The following is an 18,483-nucleotide window of genomic DNA, read 5'->3' as shown; positions in this document are numbered from 1 at the left end:
CACAAATATTGAGCGTTTCGTGCGAGTATCACTGGCGAGAACGGTCGTCCGCTCGCGGGATCCCCGTCCGAAGGAGGCTCGCGCTCATTCGTCGGCGTATCGCGGGCGGCGCGCCGAGTCGTCGCTCCCCTCGACGAACGGGAGCGGGTGGCGTGTCGCCGATCGTTCCTCGCCGTCGACGCGGACGGTCAGTTCCGTCCCCTCGTCCGCGTCGGCGTCCGATTCGGTGCTCTCTCCGGTCGCCACGTCGTCGTCGACGAAGGCGAGGGCCAGCGGTTCGTCGCGGCTGGGACTCTCGGCGGCGCGCGTCACCTCGCCGACTGCGGCGTCGTCGGCGAACACCGCGGCGCCGGGCTCGGGGACGGCCTCGACGGCGAGGCCGACGATGCGGTTGCTCGGGCGACCGCGGTTCTCGATCCGGGAGACGACCTCCTGACCGACGTAACACCCCTTCTCGAAGTCGAGCGCGTTGCGGACGCCGCAGTCGTTGGGGCGCCGACCGGACAGTTCCGACTCGAACAGGGGCGTCCCCGCCTCCAGCGTCAGCGTCTCCCAGGTGCGGTAGCCGAAGGGGGCGGCCGCGTTCCCGCGATTTTCGAGGGTGTCGAACACGTCGGCGGCCTCGCTCGCGGCACACACCACTTCGAACCCCTCCTCGCCGGCGAGGCCGTCGTCGCGGATCACGGTGACGCCGGCGTCGCCCATCGTCCCGCGGACGAACGAGAGCGGCCGGTCGGGCGTGCCGGACTTGTTGAGGACGCTGGCGATCTTCTCGGTCGCTTGTGGGCCGTAGACGCCGAAGACGCCGAAGTCGTCGGTGGCGTCGGTGATCGTCACGTCCTGGATGAACGTCTTGCCGCGCCAGTCCTCGGCGACGCGCTCGTGTTCGCCCGGGGGGAGAAAGAGGAGCAACCGGTCGCCCTCGGCCGCGTTGTAGATGTACATGTCCGTCTCGACGCTCCCCTGCGGGTCGAGGAGGAGGGCGTAACAGCCCTCTCCGTCGTCCGCGGGGACGCGGTTCGAGACGGCGTTGTCGACGAAGTCGACCCGGTCCTCGCCTTCGACGGTGAGGACGCCGTAGCCGCGTTCTGTGACGCCGACGACGTTGCGGACGGCGACGTGGGTGCGGTCGGGTCGTCCGTAGTGGGCGACGACTCGGCGGTCGCCCCGTTCTTCGAACGTCGCGCCGTGGTCCGCGTGGACCGACTCGATGACCGTCATTACCCCGGAGTGGGGCCGGTGACGGGTTACGTCTTCCGGGAGCGGCGAGGCTACCGCGTCACCCCGGCCCGGTACTGACCGGGAGCGGCGAAGTTACCGCGTCGCGCCCGCCCTGTACTGGCCGTGAGCGACGCCGATCGCCAGGCAGATCAGCCCGAACGCGACCATCGACGGCGCGACCATCATCAACACGGTGTCCTGTGGCATGACATCCATCGCGATCAGTCCGCCGACGCCGGCCGCGATGAGCACGACGAACGCGGCGGCCGTCTTCGTCAGGTCGAGTTCCATAGCGGCCGTTTCGGAGTGATCTCCTATGAGGGTTGTGACGGGACCGCCGGTCAGCGACGGGGAGAGATCTCCACGTCCCCGTCGCTCCGAACGCGGACCTCGTACCCGAGGTAGCTGAACCGGACGTGACCCGGTGAGTCAGACGTCTCTGTCGACCGTGACCGGAACAGTTCGTCCAGTGCGTCCGGGTCGATCGCGGAATAGAGCGGCGGCGACAGTTCTGTGGGGCTGGTATCTTCGCAGTCCGCGACGAGGTCGACGACGACCCGACTCGGACTCTCGTCGAACGACCCGCGACGGAATGACGTACTCGAAGCGTTCATCGAACGACTGTACCGCGTTCGGCCCCACCAGTCTGGCGTCGTATGTTGCGGTCGTTTAAGTGGGGTCGCTCACTCCGGGCCGAACAGCGCGTCGAACAACTTTCCGATGATCCTGCGGAGGTGAGTCGAGAGGGTCGACTGGGAGATGTCGAGTTCGGCGGCGACCTCCGCGGCGCTCGCGCCGTCGCTGTCGTAGTATCCCATCCGCGCCACGGTCCGGGCGACCTCCAGCTGGCGGTCCGTGAGCGCCGATTCGACCCCGCGTCCCGTCGCGATAGCTGTCTGCGGTCCGGATCGGTAGAGTTTCTCGAGGCGAAACTGGACGCCTTCGTCGCGACAGTACTGCCAGTACGCTCCCAGAGCGTCCCTGTCGGGTGCCAGCAACCGGAACCGCCAGCGGCGGCCGGCGTTCTCGATCGACTCGACGTGAACGCCGAGGTCTGCGATCGTCGGCGTCGTGAACTTCGCCGACGAACTGGGCGTGACCTGATAGAGACGACTGTCGGTGTACTCCATCGTCCCGCCCCACTCGTCGACCGTCGGATCCGCGTCGAGCGCGTCCTCGAACTCCTCGAAGTCGGCGCTCGAGACGACGTAGAACACGGTCGGCGACTCCAGCCCCGTTATCGGCTGGGATTCGACGCGGACGGAGATGTCAGATACGCGTCTGAGAGTCGGCGTTAACGCGAGATCCGGGTGGTCGATGACCACCTCGGCGATGAAGCTCTCTGTCACTGCCACCCACACCGATCATGCCACGTCCTACCATCGTAAGTGTTTATTTCGGTGAATGAACTGTCTCGCGTTCGACCTGACACCTGAACATCAGGCGCTGACAGGTAGGCGAGCCCGGTCGACGGCCCGCTGCTCGGACCGTCACCCGCGCAGGAGCGACTTCAGCTGGTCGACGGAGAACAGCGTGGTCGGCCGGTCCATGTGGACACCGATCTCGCCGGAGAACGCCCGGAGTCCCAGCCGCTGGACGGGTTCGGGGAGCGAGTACGCCCGGCGGAGCCAGTGACCGAGTTCGATCTCGCGTTCGAGGTCGTCGCGCCAGGCGCGTTCGTAGTCGTTCAGCGTTCCCGGGCGGCGCGGGTCGACCGTGCGGGCGGCGTGGTCGGCCGCGGTCATCCCGTAGAGGATGCCGCCGCCGGTGAACGGCTTGACCTGCGCGGCCGCGTCGCCGATCAGGAGCGCCCGGTCGCTGGTCACCGACTCCGGCGGGCCGACGGGGATGAGGCCCGAACACCGGTGGTCGGTCTCGACGCCGTAGTCGGCGGTGAACCGGTCGAAGCGCTCGCGCACGTCGGCGCTGGGCGGCGTCGCGAGCCCGTACTCGACGCCCGCGTCGCCGCGGGGGATCCGCCAGGCGAAGAAGTCCGGGACCGTGAGGTGGACGTCGACGAAGTCCGTGTCGTCGTCCTCGTCGCTGAAGCCCAGCACGCCGTGGAGCAGTTCGTCGGGTTCGGGCATGTCGAGTTCCCGGCGGACGCGGGACTTCGGCCCGTCGCAGCCGACGACCATCCTCGCTTCGTGGGTCTCGACGCCGTCCGGTCCTTTCACCTCGACCTCGACCCGGTCGCGGAACTCGGAGACGCCGACGACCGTGTGGTGCTCCCGGAGGTCGGCGCCGGCCTCGCGCGCCGCGTCGGCGAGTTCCCTGTCGAGGCCGACGCGATCGACGACGTTCGATATCTGCTCGTCCTTGTAGAAGGGGTGGCTGTCGGTGGCGTCGCCTCGGCTGTCGGTCGCTGCGCCGTCGGCGGAGGCAGGGGCGTGCCCGTTCGTCCGCGGGTCGCCCTGCGGGTCGCCGCGGGGGCCGCCGAGGTGGAAGCGAGCCCCGTAGACGACGTTCTGGAGGAGGCGGTCGCGTGCACCGTCGGTCCGCTCCCGGCGGTCGCTTCCCGACGAGCCCCCGTTCGCTCCGCTCTCGGGGACGCCCTCGGGGGTGTACTCCCAGACGTCGGTGGAGACGTGGCCCGAGCAGGCGAGCGGCTCGCCCACCTCGCCCTGCTCGAAGGCGAGCACGTCGCGGCCCGCCTCGGCGGCGCGGCGAGCGAACCGCGACCCCGCCGGGCCACAGCCGACGACGACGAAATCGTGCATACACGCCACGTGGCGTGTCGTCATCAAATATCTTTCAGTCCGAGGTGCCACCGCCTCGGCTCCGTCCCCGCCGGAACGCTGCGGACACCGACGCTGATTGTTGGTGCGCTTATGCCGATACGGTTCGACGTCCGGGTATGAGCGAGTATCGGCCGGGCGTCTGCAACATCGGACGCGACGAGCGGCGCAAGCGCCGTACAGCGGGGGCGCTCTCCTTCCTCGCCGCGGCGGCCTACGTCGGCTTCGTCCTCGCGACGGGGCGACCTGCGGGGCTCCTGCTGGGCGCGTTCCCGTTCCTGTTCGGCGGGTTCGTCGGCGTCGTGCAGGACCGGATGGGCTTCTGCGTGGCCTTCGGTGCGCTGGCGCGCTACGATCTGTCCGGGTCGGGCGGCGACGCGGGGAGCATCGACGACGCGGATGCGGTCAAACAGGACCGGATCCGGGCGTTCCAGGTGTTCGCGGTGGCGATGGCGGCGTCTATCGTGACGACGATGGTCGTGTACGGCGTGGGCGCGGCGCTCTGAGCGCGTCAACCAACCGAGATTACCGCTCAGACCACCGCGAGCGAACGCGGGGTCTGTGACTCGTAGTCGTCGGACCACTCGATATCGATCCGTCCCCACGACGCGCCGGCGTCGGTCGAGCGGTAGAGGCCGCGGTTGTTGAGGGCGAACAGCGTCGGCCCGCCCGCGGCCGCCAGAACGGAACGGACGGTGCCCCGCGCTTCGGGGAGGCCGTCCATGGCGAGGTCCCACTCCGTGGCCTCGTCGCGGCCGACGTTCGTGGTCCGGTAGACGTAGGCTTCGGCGGTCGAGACGCTGTGGGCGCTCCGCGGGCCGTTCGCGGCGCTCACGACGACGGTGTCGGGGTCGGAGCGAGGGACGGCCAGCCCCCAGACGTAGCGGTGGCCGAGGCCGTCCTGCGGGTAGTCCCACGTGTCGCCGCCGTCTTCGGACTGGGCGTAGCCGTCGCCGGCGGCGGTGTAGACGCGCCCCTCCGCGTCGGGGTGGGTAGCGAGCGTGTGATTGTCCCTGCGAGCGCCGTCTGGCCTGTCCTGCCACGTCTCGCCGCCGTCGTCCGTGCGGACCAGCGCCCCGGCCTCGATGGCGACGTAGAGGCGCTGTGAGTCGGTCGGGTCCGATTCGAGCCAGCGGACGTGGTGTGTGTGGGGCCGCGGCGGGAACGCCCACTGGGACTCCGAGGGGAGGTCCGAGAGCGGCGGGAGCGACGCCCACGAGTCGCCGCCGTCCGTCGAGCGGTAGACAGCGGAGGGTTCGGTTCCAGCCCACACCGTGTCGGGGTCGTGTGGACTCACGAGCAGCGCGGTGACCCGGTCGTCGATATCGGGCGCGACGCGCTCCCAGGTGTCGCCGCCGTCGGTGGTGCGCTGGATTCCCGACTCGACCGTTCCGGCGAAGGCCCGCTCTGGGCGCTCCGCGCTGGCGGCGACCGACTCGAAATCGCGGCCGACGAGGCGTTCGCTGGCGGTCCACTCGTCCGCGCCGTCGTGGACGACCAGCAGGCGGTCGTCGAGCGCGGCGTACGCGGTAGTGGTCATACCCGATCGGTGGGGCGCGAGACGCTTAACCGATCGCTGAAATCGATTTCAGGAGGAGAACGCGCTCGGGGGACGGTCACGCTTCCTGACGACGGCGCCACTCGTCGCGGACGGTGGGGCCGACCCCGCCGACTGCGATGAGGAACCCCCAGGCGACGGGTTCAGGGGCCCCGAGAGCGGAGGCGACGACGAATCCGACGACCGCCAGGACCACGAGCAGTGCCGTCTCTCTCGTATCGCGGGAGACCATGGCGCAGGCTGGAACCGGCGGCGTGAAAAATCGACTGGCCGGCTACTCCTCGGTGTAGTCGGTCGGGTCGACGTACTCGCGGGCCCACGCGTCGAGTTCGTCGAAGACGGGGCCGAGCGCTTCGCCCTTCTCCGTCAGCGAGTAGTACGTCGCGACGGGCGCGGCCTCCTCCATGCGCTTGTCGACGAGGCCCGCATCGGTCAGCGCGTCCAGCGACTGCGAGAGCGTCCGCGAGCTGGCCCCCGTCGCCTCCTTGAGTTCGTTGAACCGCAACTCCCCGTCCTGCAGGTCGTGGAGGACGTTGAGCCGCCACTGCGTCCCGATCACTTCCAGCGACTCCGCCGTCGGACACGCCTGCGGGTCCACGTCCGCGAACGGGTCGTCCGGGTCGTTCGTCTGCATCGTCTCACGGTTCGACCGGTCCCGCGAAAAGTCCTCCGCTCCGACACGTCCCGGTACACCGCGGTATACCCGGTTTACTCCACCCAACCCGATATACTATAATATACCTGATACTTATGTCGGTGTCGGCGAAAGTCCGTATTGCGATGAACGAAACGCACGCATTCGGACGCATCGACGCGGAACTGGCGGAATCGGACGCGATGGACATCGCGGTGAGCGGCGAATCCGGTGAGGTGTCGGCCTGATGGTGTTCGAGTCGACGGCCGCCGGGGTCGCGCTGTTGGCCGGTCGCGGGCTGTTCGCGGCCGTGCTGGGCTTCCTGGCGCTCGGTAACCTGCTCGATCTGGAGAACACCGTCGCCTACGCCGAACAGAAGGGCGCGCCGGCGCCGCGGATTCTCGTGCCGCTGTCGAGCGTCGCGCTGGTCGCCGGCGCAGCGTCGATCCTGCTGGGCGCGTTCCCGCTCGTGGGGGCACTTCTCGTGGTCGGCTTCCTCGTCGGCGTCACGCCGGTGATGCACGACTTCTGGACCGAGAAGGGGACGGACCGGCAGAACGAGCAGATACACTTCCTGAAGAACGCGGGACTGGCCGGCGCGGCGCTGGTCTTCCTCGCGCTCTCGACGACGCCGTGGCCGTACGCGGTCGGCGCCTCGGTCGCCTGAATCGCTCACAGTACGAACTACAGCTACCACACAGACCACACCAATGGGACGACTCATCGACGGCGACTGGCTGAGCGACGTGACGAACGACGACCGCGCGGACTTCGACTACGAGGAGACCGCGTTCCGGGGCGAGATCGGAACCGACCGACACCCCGCCGACCCGGAGCGGTATCACCTCTACGTCTCCTGGGCCTGTCCGTGGGCCCACGGGACGCTCCTGACCCGAGCGCTCCTCGGACTCGACGACGCCATCGGCGTCAGCGTCGTCGACCCGCACCGGCGCGACGACGGCTGGGAGTTCACGCCCGGGAAAGACGGCTGTACGCCCGACCGCCTCCACGGCAGCGACTACCTCCGCGAGGTGTACACCGAGGCCGACCCCGACTACACTGGGCGGGTGTCCGTGCCGGTCCTCTGGGACGAGCAGGCGGGGACCATCGTCAACGAGGAGTCCGACGAGATCATGCGGACGCTCGCCGACGCCTTCGCCGACTACCGTGGCGTGGACCTCTACCCCGAGGCCCACCGCGACGAGATCGACCACTACATCGGCGAACTCTACCGTCCGCTCAACCGCGGCGTCTACCACGCCGGGTTCGCGGAGTCCCAGCGCGAGTACGAGGACGCCGTCGAGACGGTCTTCGACGCGCTCGACCGCTGGGAGGCCCACCTCTCCGACCGGCGGTACCTGCTCGGCGACCGCCTGACGCTGGCGGACCTGCGGCTGTTCCCGACGCTGGTCCGGTTCGACGCCGTCTACCACACGCACTTCAAGTGCAACGTCCGCCGCCTGACCGACTACGACAATCTCTGGGGGTTCACGCGGGACGTCTACCAGACCGGTTCCGTCGCCGAGACGGTGAATCTGGACCACATCGAGGAACACTACTACCGCAGCCACGACCATATCAACCCGACCGGGTTCGTCCCGGTGGGTCCCGAAATCGACTTCGAGGCGCCCCACGACCGGAACGAACTGCCCGGAAGCCCGCCGGACCTCGTCGCGGGTCGATGAGGTGTCGGTCAGGCCTCGCCGCGACGACGCTGCTCGCGACGGACCGTCGGCCCGACCACGGCGAACGCGACCAGGACGAGACCAGCGAGTACTTCGGGCAACTGGAGCGACTGAGCGGTGACGAATCCGACGACGCCGACGGCGACGAGCAGCGCGGTTTCGCTCGCGTGTCGTGAGACCATTGACTACGCCTAGCCGGAGGTCGATAAGTGGGTTCGGATCACGTCCCGCTCCCGTCCCGGACCGAGCGGCTCCCGACGGACGCGTCGACGAGCGCGGGGACGTCTCCGGGCGCGACCGACTCCGTCCGCCCGTCGGCGTCCTCCACCTCGACCTCGCCGGTCTCGTCGTAGTGGTTCCCGACGACGACCGTCGCGGGGACGCCCAGCAGTCCCGCCTCGGCGAAGCGCTCGCCGATGGACTGGCCGGGGTCGTCGAACAGGAGCGCGCCGTCGGGACCGAGCGCCTCGTGGAGGTCGTCGGCGACGGCGCCGTGTCCGCTCTCGTAGTCCAGGGGGACGACGGCAGCGCGGTAGGGCGCGACCGTCCCCCAGTCGGTGACGGGCCAGCGACACCCGTCCTCGACGGTGCCGCCCGCCTGCTGGACGAGCGTCTGGACGACTCTGGTCACGCCCAGCCCGTAACTGCCCATCACGACGGGCGTCTCACCGACGGGTCCGTCGACGGTCAGGTCCATCGCCTCGGCGTAACGCGTCCCGAGTTCGAACACGTGACCGACTTCGATGCCCTCGTCCGCGACGAGTCGACCACCGCAGTCGGGGCAGGTGTCGCCCCCGGCGAACTCGCCGAACCGCTCGCCTTCGTCCGTCACGCCGAATCGGCAGTTCGCGACCGAGCAGTGGACCAGCGCGTCGCTCCCGCGCTCGACGGGCGCGACGAACTCCTCGGAGTCGGGGCCGCCCATGACGCTGTTCTCCGCGTCGACGACCGCCACGTCGAGGCCGATGTCCTCGAAGACCCGCAGGTACGCCGCCCGGACCGTCTCGTAGGTCTCGCGGAGGCTTTCCTCGCTCGCGTGCAGGCTGTAGGCGTCTTTCATCGTGAACGCCTTGCACCGGACGAGGCCGTTACGCGCGTGGTCGTCGCGGTACTTCTCGGTCACCTGGTAGACGAGGAGGGGCAGGTCGTCGTGCGAGCGGACGCGCCCGTCGACGAGGTGGACGACTCCCTCCTCGTGAGAGGGCGCCAGGCACATCGCCTGTCCGTCGCGGTTCTCGAGGGTGAACATCTCGTCCTCGAACGCCCGCCAGCGGCCGCTCTCCTCCCAGATGCCGCTGTACTGGAGCGCGGGCAGACTGATCCGCTGGCCGCCGCAGTTCTCCATCGCCGCGGTGACCCGGCTCTGGACCGTCCGTCGGACGCGTTCGCCGGTGGGCAGGAAGCCCCAGAGCCCGCTCCCGAACTCGCGTACCAGTCCGGCGCGCCGCATGAGCGCGACTACGTCGGTGCCGGCGTCGGGCGCTTCGCGGCTCGTGGCGAGGAACACCTCGCTACGCCGCATCGAGACGCCTCCGGTCGTGACGCCGACGCTGTCTGTGGCGCTGTCGCTGGTGGTCTCTGCGCTTCGATACTGTCGAAAACCAGCCGCTATCGGTTCGATACTGCCGGAACACGGCCGCGAGCCGCTTTCGCGGTCCCGCGGTCCATCGCGTGTGTCGTCGTCATCGGTGCGTCTGGCGTTCCACCGTCCGTCGACATAGTCGTTGGGTGGGTTTGTGAGCGGTTCACGTTCTCGAATGTAGATGTAATAGTAGAATGGTCGAAATCCGGTCGTCAGATCAGTCGTCGTCTGGCCCGCGGATTCTATCGGCCTCGTCGGTCCGGGAGCGCGGTTTAGGAGATGCGAGTCCGACGGCGGTCGAACTAACTCGATGCGACGGCGCGTGATTCGCCCGTGTCGGCTATCTACTCTCCGACAGAGACGTGCCCGAAGCGGACGGCTCCGACAAGTTAAGATCATTTGATACATTATCGAATAATAACTTGCGTATGGTTAACATTCCCAAACGTTCATACAAAATGACCACAAATGGGAACATCGTGGCGAGAAAGACAATGTCAGATTCGGACAAAAGCGAAGGACGGTATCGACAGTCTCGACGCCAGTTCCTCGGGGGAATCACTGCCGGGACGGCGGCGCTGGGGGCCGGCGGTATCGGTATTGCAACCGCTGGGAGGGGGACGAGGAGCGGAACCGACACGGACGGTACGCGTCAGATGGAGTCGCTCGATCGGGGGCTCGTGGCCGTTCCGACGGAAGAGGGGGTACTGCTCCGATGGCGGCTGTTCGGGACCGAACCCGCCGATCTCGGCTTCCACGTGTTTCGCGACGGCGAACGGCTGAACGACGAACCGATCACCGACAGCACGAACTACCTCGACCCCGACGGGACGACCGACTCGACCTACGCCGTTCGAGCGGTCGGCAACGGGCGGTCCGGCGGTGAGCGCAAAGCCGACGGTCGAAAGCCCGGTATGTCCGAGCCGGTCGAGGTGTGGGACGACCAGTACAAGGAGATCCCGCTGAACAGGCCCGACCCGGTCGAGGGCGAGAACGGCGAGACGATCACGTACCACGCGAACGACGCGAGTCTGGGCGACCTCACGGGCGACGGCACGCTGGACATCGTCCAGAAGTGGTCCCCGTCGAACGCGAAGGACAACTCACAGTCGGGGCAGACGAGTGACGTCCTGATCGACGGGTACACGATGGACGGGGAGCACCTCTGGCGGATCAACCTCGGCCAGAACGTCCGGGCCGGCGCGCACTACACGCCGTTCCTGGTGTACGACTTCGACGGCGACGGCAAGTCGGAGCTCGTGGTGCGAACGGCCGACGGCACCGAAGACGCGGCCGGCAACGTCGTCGGCGATCCGGACGCCGACTGGACGAACGAATCGGGATACGTCCTCGAGGGACCGGAGTATCTCACCGTCTTCGACGGAGAGACGGGTGAAGAGCTCGCGACGGAGGACTTCCAGCCCGCACGCGGGGACGCCTGCGACTGGGGCGACTGCTACGGGAACCGCGTCGACCGGTTCCTCGCGGGGACCGCCTACCTCGACGGCGAGCGACCGAGCATCGTGTTCACCCGGGGCTACTACGAGAAGACGATGCTCGCCGCGTGGGACTTCCGGCAGGGCGAACTCGAGGTACGCTGGATCTTCGACAGCAGGGACGGGAACGAGGAGTACGAGGGTAAGGGCGCACACAGCCTGGCCACCGCGGACGTCGACGGCGACGGCAAGGACGAGATCGTCTTCGGCGGCGCGGTCATCGACCACGACGGCACCGGCCTGCACACGACGACGATGTCGAACCCCGACGCCCAGCACTGCGGCGATTTCCTCCCCGACCGGGAGGGGCTGGAGATCTTCGTCCCCGCCGAGTATCCGCCCGAGGGGGAACCGTCCGCGTCGATGCGCGACGCCGAGACCGGCGAGTACATCTGGTCGGTCGACGGCGACGACGCCGGCCGCGCGATGGTCGCCGACATCGACCCGAACTACCGGGGAGCGGAGGCCTGGGCGTCCGGCGGCGTCGGTACCTGGAGCGCGAACGGCCAGCAGCTCATGGACGAGCCGGTCGGGTCGCTCAACTCCGGGGTCTGGTGGACGGGCGACCTCCACCGCGAACTGCTCGACCACGACTGGCAGGGCGATGGGGTCGGCATCGGCAAGATCGAGAAGTGGAACCCCGAGGCCCAGGAACTCGATCTCCTGAAATCGTTCGAGGGCACTCGCTCGAACAACTGGACGAAGGGGAACCCGTGTCTGTCGGGGGACATCCTCGGCGACTGGCGCGAGGAAGTCGTCTGGCGGGCCGAGGACAGCAGTCACCTGCGCCTCTACGCGACGCCGCACGAGACCGAACACCGGCTGTACACGCTGTTGCACGACCCGCAGTACCGGACCGGCATCGCGCGCCAGAACGCCGGCTACAACCAGCCGCCGTGGCCCAGTTTCTTCCTCGGCCACGGGATGGACGACCCACCGGAACCCGACATCGAGACCTCGTTCGAGCCCGCAGGACACGACCGGATCGCCGAAATATCCGCCAGTGAGACCGATGCGACGATCTGCGACCACGTCGAATTCGACGCGGTCGACCTGACGGGTAACGGTCGCAAGGTCCGCTCGCTCTCGTGGGAGTTCGGCGACGGCGCGACTGCGACGGGCTGGTCGACCAGTCACACCTACGACGAACTGGGGACGTACCCCGTCGAGCTGACCGCGACGGCCAAGAACGGGGAGACGACGACCGACTTCGAGACGGTCACGATCGGCGAGCCGGAGCCGATAGCGCAGGCCGTGCCGAGTGCGACCCGCGTCGACACGGGCGAGTCCATCGACTTCGAGGCGGAGGACGTCTCCGGTGAGGAGGATTCGGTCGACTCCCTGACGTGGGAGTTCGGCGACGGCACGACTGCGACGGGCTGGTCGGCGACGCATAGCTACGACGAACCCGGCGAGTACACCGTCACGCTGAACGCCACCGCCGAAAGCGGTTGCACGACGTCACACTCCGTGACGATCACGGTCGACGTCACGGCGGGCACCTACCGTCTGACCGCGAGGCACACCGCCGACGACAAGGTCGTCGAGGTGGCCGACGGCTCCACGGCGGACGGGGCGAACGTCCAGCAGGGCGTCTGGGAGGGCGCGGACTACCAGCGCTGGGAGGTGACGGAACTCGAAGACGGAGTGTACCGGGTCGAGAACGTCAACAGCGGGCTCGTAATGGAAGCCGACGGCGGCGCCTCGGAGGGCGGGAACGTCGTGCAGGCCTCCTGGGAGGGCGCAGACTACCAGAAGTGGAAGCTCGTGCCCGTGGCCGACGGGCACTGCAGCCTCCGGCCGATGGACGCACCCGACGACCTCGCGGCGGACGTCTTCGGTGTGAGCACCGAGGACGGTGCCACCATCGGGATCTGGAGCGTGAGCAACAGCGACAACCAGCAGTTCGCCTTCCGCGACCCGTCGGCCTGACTCCCGACGAGCTATCCGTCTTCGGCGGCGACGAGTTCGGCGACCACGTCGCGAGAATCGGCGGCTGTCCGTGACGGACTCAGTCGTCGTCGGCTCTCGGCGCCGTCTCGGCCTCGCCGTCGGCGTCGGCGGTGACGACGCGGTCGCCGCGCGGCCCCTCCAGGTCCACGTCGGGGAGCAGGTCGCGGAGGTACTTCCCGGTGTAGGAGCCCTCGGTGCGGGCGACCTCTTCGGGGGTACCTTCGGCGACGAGCTGGCCGCCGGCTTCCCCGCCCTCGGGACCGAGGTCGACGACGTGGTCGGCGTTCTTCACGAGGTCGAGTTCGTGCTCGATGACGACGACGGTGTTGCCGTCGTCGGTGAGCCGGTGGAGCACGTCGATGAGCTTGCGCTCGTCGTGGGGGTGGAGCCCGGTGGTCGGTTCGTCCAGCAGGTACAGCGTCTCGCCGGAGTCTTTCTTCCCGAGTTCCTCGGCGAGTTTCACGCGCTGGGCCTCGCCGCCCGAGAGGGTCGTGGAGGGCTGGCCGAGCTGCATGTAACCCAGCCCGACGTCCTCCAGGAGTTCGAGGCGGCGGCGGATCTGGCTGTGGCCCTCGAAGAACTCGTGGGCCTCGTCGATGCTCATGTCGAGCACGTCGGCGATGGTGGCGTCCTTGTAGGTGACGTCCAGCGTCTCGCGGTTGTAGCGCGCGCCGCCGCACTCCTCGCAGGGGACCTGCACGTCCGAGAGGAAGTTCATCTCGATCGTCACTGTGCCCTGCCCGCCGCACTCCTCGCAGCGGCCGCCCTTGACGTTGAAGGAGAATCGCCCCTTCTCGTAGCCGCGCTGTTTGGCGAGGTTCGTCTCGGCGAACAGCTCGCGGATGTGGTCGAAGACGTTGGTGTACGTGGCGGGGTTCGAGCGTGGCGTCCGGCCGATGGGCGACTGGTCGATCAGGCGCACCGTCTCGATGGCGTCGAGGCCGGAGAGCCCGTCGTGTTCGCCCGGGTTCACGTCGGAGTTGCCGTGCATCTCGCGGGCGAGCGCCTTGTAGAGCACGTCGTGCATCAGCGTCGACTTGCCCGACCCGGAGACGCCGGTGATGGCGGTGAAGTTGCCCACCGGAATGTCGACGTCGAGGTCTTTGAGGTTGTGCTGGCGGGCGCCCTCGATAGTGATCGTCCCGTCCGGGTCGCGCCGTTCGGCGGGGACGGGAATGGCGCGCTCGCCGGAGAGGTAGTCGCCGGTGATGCTCGCGTCGGTGTCGATCACTTCGTCGAAGTCGCCGTTGACGACGATCTCGCCGCCGCGCTTGCCGGGGCCGGGCCCCATGTCGACGATCGTGTCCGCGCGACGCATCGTCTCGGTGTCGTGCTCGACGACGAGCAGGGTGTTGCCGAGGTCGCGGAGCTCGGCGAGGGTGTTCAGCAGCCGGTCGTTGTCGCGCTGGTGGAGCCCGATAGAGGGCTCGTCGAGGACGTACAGGACGCCCACCAGTCCGCTCCCGATCTGCGTCGCGAGGCGAATGCGCTGGCTCTCCCCGCCGGAGAGCGTCGCCGCCTCGCGGTCGAGGGTCAGATACTCCAGCCCGACCTCGCACATGAACCCGAGGCGCGCGCGGATCTCCTTGAGGATCTCCTCGGCGATCTTCGTGTCGCGGGCGTCGAGATTCGCCTCGACCCCCTCGAAGTGGTCGAGCGCGTCGCCGATCGAGAGCCGGTTGACCTCGGTGATCGCGGTGCCGTCGACGAGCACAGCGCGGGACTCGGCCTTGAGTCGGGTGCCCTCACAGTCGGGGCAGGTGGTCGTCGCCATGTACTCCTCGATGTGTTCCCGGGCGCGGTCGGAGTCGGTCTCGACGTGGCGCCGTTCGAGGTTCGGGATCACGCCCTCGAAGCGCTCGGTCTTCTCCCGCGTACCGTTCTTGGTGCGCCACTCGAAGTGCACCCGGCTGTCGGTCCCGTAGAGGAACTGGCGCTGGATGGACTCGTCGAGGTCCTCGAAGGGCGTGGACAGCGAGACGCCGAAGTGGTCGGCGACGTTGTCCAGCTGGCGCGAGTAGTAGGTCCGGTCGTAGCTCCAGGGCTCGAAGACGTGTTTCAGCGGCTTCGAGGTGTCCTGGATCACGAGGTCCTCGCTGACCTCCTTGGTCTCGCCCAGTCCCTCACAGGCCGGACAGGCGCCGTACGGGCTGTTGAAGGAGAACGAGCGGGTCTCGATCTCGCTGATGTCGACGTTGCAGTGGGTGCAGGCGAGGTCCTCGGAGAACTCGACGACGAGGCGGTCGTCCGCGACGGGGTCGCCGTCCCCGTCCGATTCGCCGTCCTCGTCGCCGAGGTCGCCGACGGAGCGGGTGGTCGCGCCGCCGAGTTCGACGCCTTCCGGCGGTTCGGGGACGGCGACCTTGATGATCCCGTCGCTCTCGTCGAGCGCCGTCTCGACGGAGTCGGTGATCCGGGAGCGCGAGTCGGGGCTCGTGGTTACGCGGTCGACGACCACGTCGATGGTGTGGTCGTAGTTCTCGTCGAGGTCGGGTCGGTCGAGCGAGAGGTCGTGCTGTTCGCCGTCGACCTCGACGCGAGCGTACCCTTCGGCGACGAGTTCGTCGAACAGGTCCTCGAACGCGCCCTTCTGGTCGCGGACGACCGGCGCGAGGATCTTCGCGCGGGTGCCCTCGGGGAGTTCGAGGATGCGGTCGACCATGTGCTGGGCGGACTGCTCGCCGACTTCGCGGCCGCACTCGGGACAGTGCGGGACGCCGACGCGAGCGTAGAGGAGACGGAGGTAGTCGTGGAGTTCGGTGACCGTGCCCACCGTCGACCGGGGGTTGTTCGCGGCGTTCTTCTGGTCGATCGAGATCGCGGGGGAGAGCCCCTCGACGTTCTCGACTTTCGGCTTGTCCATCTGCCCGAGGAAGTTGCGCGCGTACGCCGACAGCGACTCGATGTAGCGGCGCTGGCCCTCGGCGTAGACGGTGTCGAACGCGAGCGAGGACTTCCCCGACCCGGACAGCCCCGTGACGACCGTCAGCTCCTCGCGCGGGATCGTTACGTCGACGTCCTTGAGGTTGTGTTCCTCTGCCCCTCGGACCTCGATGACGTCTTTACTCATCTATCCCACGTCAAGAACTGGGGGTGTGAAACGCTGTCGGTTCGCCGGTTTCCTCGCGAGGTCCCGGTCGACGGCGGCGCCCCGCAGTCCGGGAGATCCGATGGGGCGGTCGTGTCGCGGGCGACTCAGCGCGCGTCGATCAAGCGCGGTCCCTCGCGGTCTCGCTCGACCGCCACCGCGCGCGTCTCAGTCGCCCCCGTCGCCGACACCGAGGTTCGCGCGGATCCGCTCGACGACGTACTCGGCCTCCTCGTCGGTGAGACACATCGGACTCACGGCGAACGTCCCTTCGTCGACGCCGTCGGCCCCGACGAACACCCGGGGATCTTCCCGCCTGAGCGTCAGGACGAGGCCGGCCGCCGACGCGCCCGCCCGCTCCGCGTCGACGGCGACCGACACCGTCGGCGCGACGGACTTGGCGCCGTCTTCGATGGTCGTCGAGAGCCCGTCGACCCCGGCGAGCGCTGCGGCGACCGCGTCGGCGCGGTCGCGCCACTCGCCGCGCGTGGTCTCGTGGTCCTCCTCGAGGAAGGCGTCCAGCGCCGCCAGGAGGCCGACGAGTTCCTCCTTGCCGACCTTGAGGGGGCGGCCGACCCCCTGGCGCGGCACGCCGTCGAACCGGTCGGCGTCGAGCAGGCGCTCGGGCGGGTCCCAGACCGATTCGGTGGCGTGGGTGTCCAGGTGCTGGGCGGCGACGGACTCGATCAGGTCCGCGCGGCCGGCGAGGATACCCGTGGTCTGGGGTCCGCGAATCCCCTTGCCGCCGCTGAAGGCGACGAGGTCGGCGCCCTGCTCGGTGAACCACGAGAGGTTCTCGACCGGCGGGAGTTCCGCGGCGGCGTCGACGACGACCGGCACGCCGTGGTCGTGGGCGATCTCGCAGACCTCGTCCAGCGGCGGCCCCTCGTAGGACTTGTAGACGTGCGCGACGGCCGCGGTGTCCTCGCCGATGGCGTCGGCGTACTCCCAGGGCTCGACGTTGCGAGCGCCGGTGCCGAGGGTCGCGTCGTTGGTGCCCACGTCGACGATCGTCGCGCCGGCAGTGCGGAGCGCGTGGTCGTACCCAGTGCGGTGCGTGCGGGGCATCACGATCTCGTCGGCGACGCTCTCGGTGTCGGGGAGGCGGGCCGCCACGCCGGGGTCCGTCCCGGCGATGCAGGCGGCGGCACCGAGCATGAGTGCCCCCGCCGCGCCGTTGGTCACGTAGCCGGCCTCTGCGCCCGTCACCTCGGCGATTCGGTCGCTCGCGGCCGCCTGCAGGTCCGAGAGTCGGACGAACTCCTCGGCCGCCCGGTCCATCGCCTCGCGCGCTTCGGGGCGGATGCGGCTGCCGCCGATCCGCGTCTTGGTCCCCGCGGCGTTGACGACCGTCGGGACGCCCAGTTCCGCGTAGACGGTGTCGTCTGTCATCACCCACGGTTGGACGGTTCGAGAGATAAAGTGGCGGTGTCGCGGAACCGCCGCCGGGTTCGTCGGTCGGTCAGTCGTCGCGCGTCCGGGCGGCCTGAACCTCGTCGAGGTACGCTCGCCAGACCCGGTCGGGCTCCGCACAGGCGATGCTGGAGATCGACGCACAGCCGTCGTACCCCCACATGAAGACGCTGTCGACGCCGTGCTCGACGGCCGTCCGCGTCGCCGTCCGAACCTCGTCCGCTTTGCCCGGCCCGAGGCGGAACCCCTGGATCCAGATCTGGCTCCGCAGGTCCTGGCGGTCGGCGAGGTCGACGACCTTCTCGGAGAAATAGCCGACGAACGACTCGGGCGAGTCGGCCCCTTCGAAGACGTCCCAGTAGGGGTCGGTCGCGATCACGTCGAGGTCCTCACAGACGGCCAGCGTCTCCCAGTCGGTCAGGCCGTGCTCGGCGTCCTCGCTGGGCAGGAGACAGACGGCGTTCTCGGCCCCCGTCTCGGCGGCGAGCGCCATCATCTCCCGGAGGAACTCGAGCAGCGAGTCGGCCTTGAACGCCCGCACGTCGGCGGTCTCCTCGCGAGGCATCTCCCTGTCGTACTCGGCCTCGAACGCCGCTCGGCAGTGCTCGCAGCGACAGCCCCACGCGTCGTCCGGGAACGACTGGTCGAACCACTCGGGGATGAACCAGTGGGGTTCGTCCCAGAAGAGCACGTCTGCGCCGAGGCCGGCCGCTGCCTCCGTCCACTCGCGCATGTACTCACGGAACTCCGGGGCGTTGAAACACGCCGCTGCGATGCGCTCACCGTCGTTCGTGACCTGGCAGGCCCCGGGGTTCCGACCGACGAACTCGGAGAGCGCCTCGCCGCCGAAGACGCGGCCGACGCTCCAGGGGTTCACGTACGTCCGGAAGCCCCGCTCGGCGCTGTCGGCGACGAGATCCGCCATCGTCTCCTCGTAGTACATGCGGTCGCGTTCGCTGAACGTGTGCAGGACCGCGTTCAGTCCCTCGTCGGCGAAGCGGTCGAGGTCTCGCGCCGCGTGGTCGCGGTTCCGTACGCCGAAGTAGCTCGTTCCGTATTCCATGGATATCCCGACGCGCCCGGTCGGACGCCGCCGGCGACGCCTCGTACGGATC

General features: G+C 68.7%; 17 protein-coding genes. 5 read left to right on the top strand and 12 right to left on the bottom strand.

What is annotated here, in order from left to right:
• Positions 1 to 84 precede the first annotated feature (84 nt).
• From ygfZ to D1409_RS19535, 5 genes are all read right to left on the bottom strand, one after another.
• Positions 85 to 1,221, bottom strand: a complete 1,137-nt coding sequence (ygfZ, locus tag D1409_RS19555) for a CAF17-like 4Fe-4S cluster assembly/insertion protein YgfZ (protein ID WP_123538676.1) — start codon at positions 1,219 to 1,221, stop codon at positions 85 to 87.
• 93 nt (positions 1,222 to 1,314) lie between these two features.
• Complete coding sequence (locus D1409_RS19550) at positions 1,315 to 1,512, bottom strand: DUF7333 family protein (protein WP_123538675.1); 198 nt, start codon at positions 1,510 to 1,512, stop codon at positions 1,315 to 1,317.
• A 50-nt stretch (positions 1,513 to 1,562) separates the two neighbouring features.
• Positions 1,563 to 1,835, bottom strand: a complete 273-nt coding sequence (locus D1409_RS19545) for a HalOD1 output domain-containing protein (protein ID WP_123538674.1) — start codon at positions 1,833 to 1,835, stop codon at positions 1,563 to 1,565.
• Between the two features lie 69 nt (positions 1,836 to 1,904).
• Positions 1,905 to 2,576: a helix-turn-helix domain-containing protein gene (locus tag D1409_RS19540; protein WP_206425139.1), complete on the bottom strand. Its 672-nt coding sequence runs from the start codon at positions 2,574 to 2,576 to the stop codon at positions 1,905 to 1,907.
• A gap of 135 nt (positions 2,577 to 2,711) precedes the next feature.
• Positions 2,712 to 3,941: an FAD-dependent monooxygenase gene (locus D1409_RS19535; protein WP_123538673.1), complete on the bottom strand. Its 1,230-nt coding sequence runs from the start codon at positions 3,939 to 3,941 to the stop codon at positions 2,712 to 2,714.
• Positions 3,942 to 4,078: 137 nt separating this feature from the next.
• Between D1409_RS19535 and D1409_RS19530 the strand changes: the two genes are divergently transcribed.
• On the top strand, positions 4,079 to 4,465 hold the full coding sequence (locus D1409_RS19530) for a hypothetical protein (RefSeq protein WP_123538672.1): 387 nt from the start codon (positions 4,079 to 4,081) through the stop codon (positions 4,463 to 4,465).
• A gap of 26 nt (positions 4,466 to 4,491) precedes the next feature.
• Here the strand turns inward: D1409_RS19530 and D1409_RS19525 are convergent, their stop codons facing one another.
• From D1409_RS19525 to D1409_RS19520, 3 genes are all read right to left on the bottom strand, one after another.
• Positions 4,492 to 5,499 carry a WD40/YVTN/BNR-like repeat-containing protein gene (locus tag D1409_RS19525; RefSeq protein WP_123538671.1) on the bottom strand — a complete coding sequence of 336 codons (1,008 nt, stop codon included), beginning with the start codon at positions 5,497 to 5,499 and terminating at the stop codon, positions 4,492 to 4,494.
• Between the two features lie 76 nt (positions 5,500 to 5,575).
• The gene (locus D1409_RS24785; RefSeq protein WP_164471796.1) at positions 5,576 to 5,749 is read right to left on the bottom strand and encodes a hypothetical protein; all 174 of its coding nucleotides are present in this window, start codon (positions 5,747 to 5,749) and stop codon (positions 5,576 to 5,578) included.
• Positions 5,750 to 5,791: 42 nt separating this feature from the next.
• Positions 5,792 to 6,151, bottom strand: coding sequence for a winged helix-turn-helix transcriptional regulator (locus D1409_RS19520; RefSeq protein WP_123538670.1), 360 nt, complete (start codon positions 6,149 to 6,151; stop codon positions 5,792 to 5,794).
• Between the two features lie 247 nt (positions 6,152 to 6,398).
• Here D1409_RS19520 and D1409_RS19515 point away from each other — a divergent pair, with 247 nt between their 5' ends.
• From D1409_RS19515 to D1409_RS19505, 3 genes are read left to right on the top strand one after another with little or no spacing between them, the layout of a single operon-like run.
• On the top strand, positions 6,399 to 6,818 hold the full coding sequence (locus D1409_RS19515; protein ID WP_123538669.1) for a DoxX family protein: 420 nt from the start codon (positions 6,399 to 6,401) through the stop codon (positions 6,816 to 6,818).
• A 43-nt stretch (positions 6,819 to 6,861) separates the two neighbouring features.
• Positions 6,862 to 7,836 carry a glutathione S-transferase family protein gene (locus D1409_RS19510; protein ID WP_123538668.1) on the top strand — a complete coding sequence of 325 codons (975 nt, stop codon included), beginning with the start codon at positions 6,862 to 6,864 and terminating at the stop codon, positions 7,834 to 7,836.
• Positions 7,833 to 8,012, top strand: coding sequence for a hypothetical protein (locus D1409_RS19505; protein WP_123538667.1), 180 nt, complete (start codon positions 7,833 to 7,835; stop codon positions 8,010 to 8,012). Before D1409_RS19510 ends, D1409_RS19505 begins: the two co-directional genes overlap by 4 nt.
• Positions 8,013 to 8,056: 44 nt before the next feature.
• Here the strand turns inward: D1409_RS19505 and D1409_RS19500 are convergent, their stop codons facing one another.
• Positions 8,057 to 9,358 (bottom strand): aminoacyl--tRNA ligase-related protein, encoded by a 1,302-nt coding sequence (locus tag D1409_RS19500; RefSeq protein ID WP_123538666.1) that lies wholly within the window; start codon positions 9,356 to 9,358, stop codon positions 8,057 to 8,059.
• A 554-nt stretch (positions 9,359 to 9,912) separates the two neighbouring features.
• Between D1409_RS19500 and D1409_RS19495 the strand changes: the two genes are divergently transcribed.
• The gene (locus tag D1409_RS19495) at positions 9,913 to 12,846 is read left to right on the top strand and encodes a rhamnogalacturonan lyase family protein (RefSeq protein WP_123538665.1); all 2,934 of its coding nucleotides are present in this window, start codon (positions 9,913 to 9,915) and stop codon (positions 12,844 to 12,846) included.
• A gap of 79 nt (positions 12,847 to 12,925) precedes the next feature.
• On the opposite strand, the gene uvrA is transcribed toward D1409_RS19495, so the two are convergent.
• From uvrA to D1409_RS19480, 3 genes are all read right to left on the bottom strand, one after another.
• Entirely contained in the window at positions 12,926 to 15,937 is a 3,012-nt protein-coding gene (gene uvrA, locus D1409_RS19490; RefSeq protein WP_123538664.1) for an excinuclease ABC subunit UvrA, read from the bottom strand.
• Between the two features lie 186 nt (positions 15,938 to 16,123).
• Positions 16,124 to 17,347 carry an aminotransferase class V-fold PLP-dependent enzyme gene (locus D1409_RS19485; protein ID WP_123538663.1) on the bottom strand — a complete coding sequence of 408 codons (1,224 nt, stop codon included), beginning with the start codon at positions 17,345 to 17,347 and terminating at the stop codon, positions 16,124 to 16,126.
• A gap of 70 nt (positions 17,348 to 17,417) precedes the next feature.
• Positions 17,418 to 18,431: a hypothetical protein gene (locus D1409_RS19480; RefSeq protein ID WP_123538662.1), complete on the bottom strand. Its 1,014-nt coding sequence runs from the start codon at positions 18,429 to 18,431 to the stop codon at positions 17,418 to 17,420.
• Positions 18,432 to 18,483: the final 52 nt, after the last annotated feature.

Origin of the sequence: Halosimplex salinum, from assembly GCF_003730195.1 — an archaeon.
Lineage (GTDB): Archaea > Halobacteriota > Halobacteria > Halobacteriales > Haloarculaceae > Halosimplex > Halosimplex salinum.
Note: the sequence above shows the minus strand (reverse complement) of the source record. Positions and strands in the feature narration are given on the sequence as shown.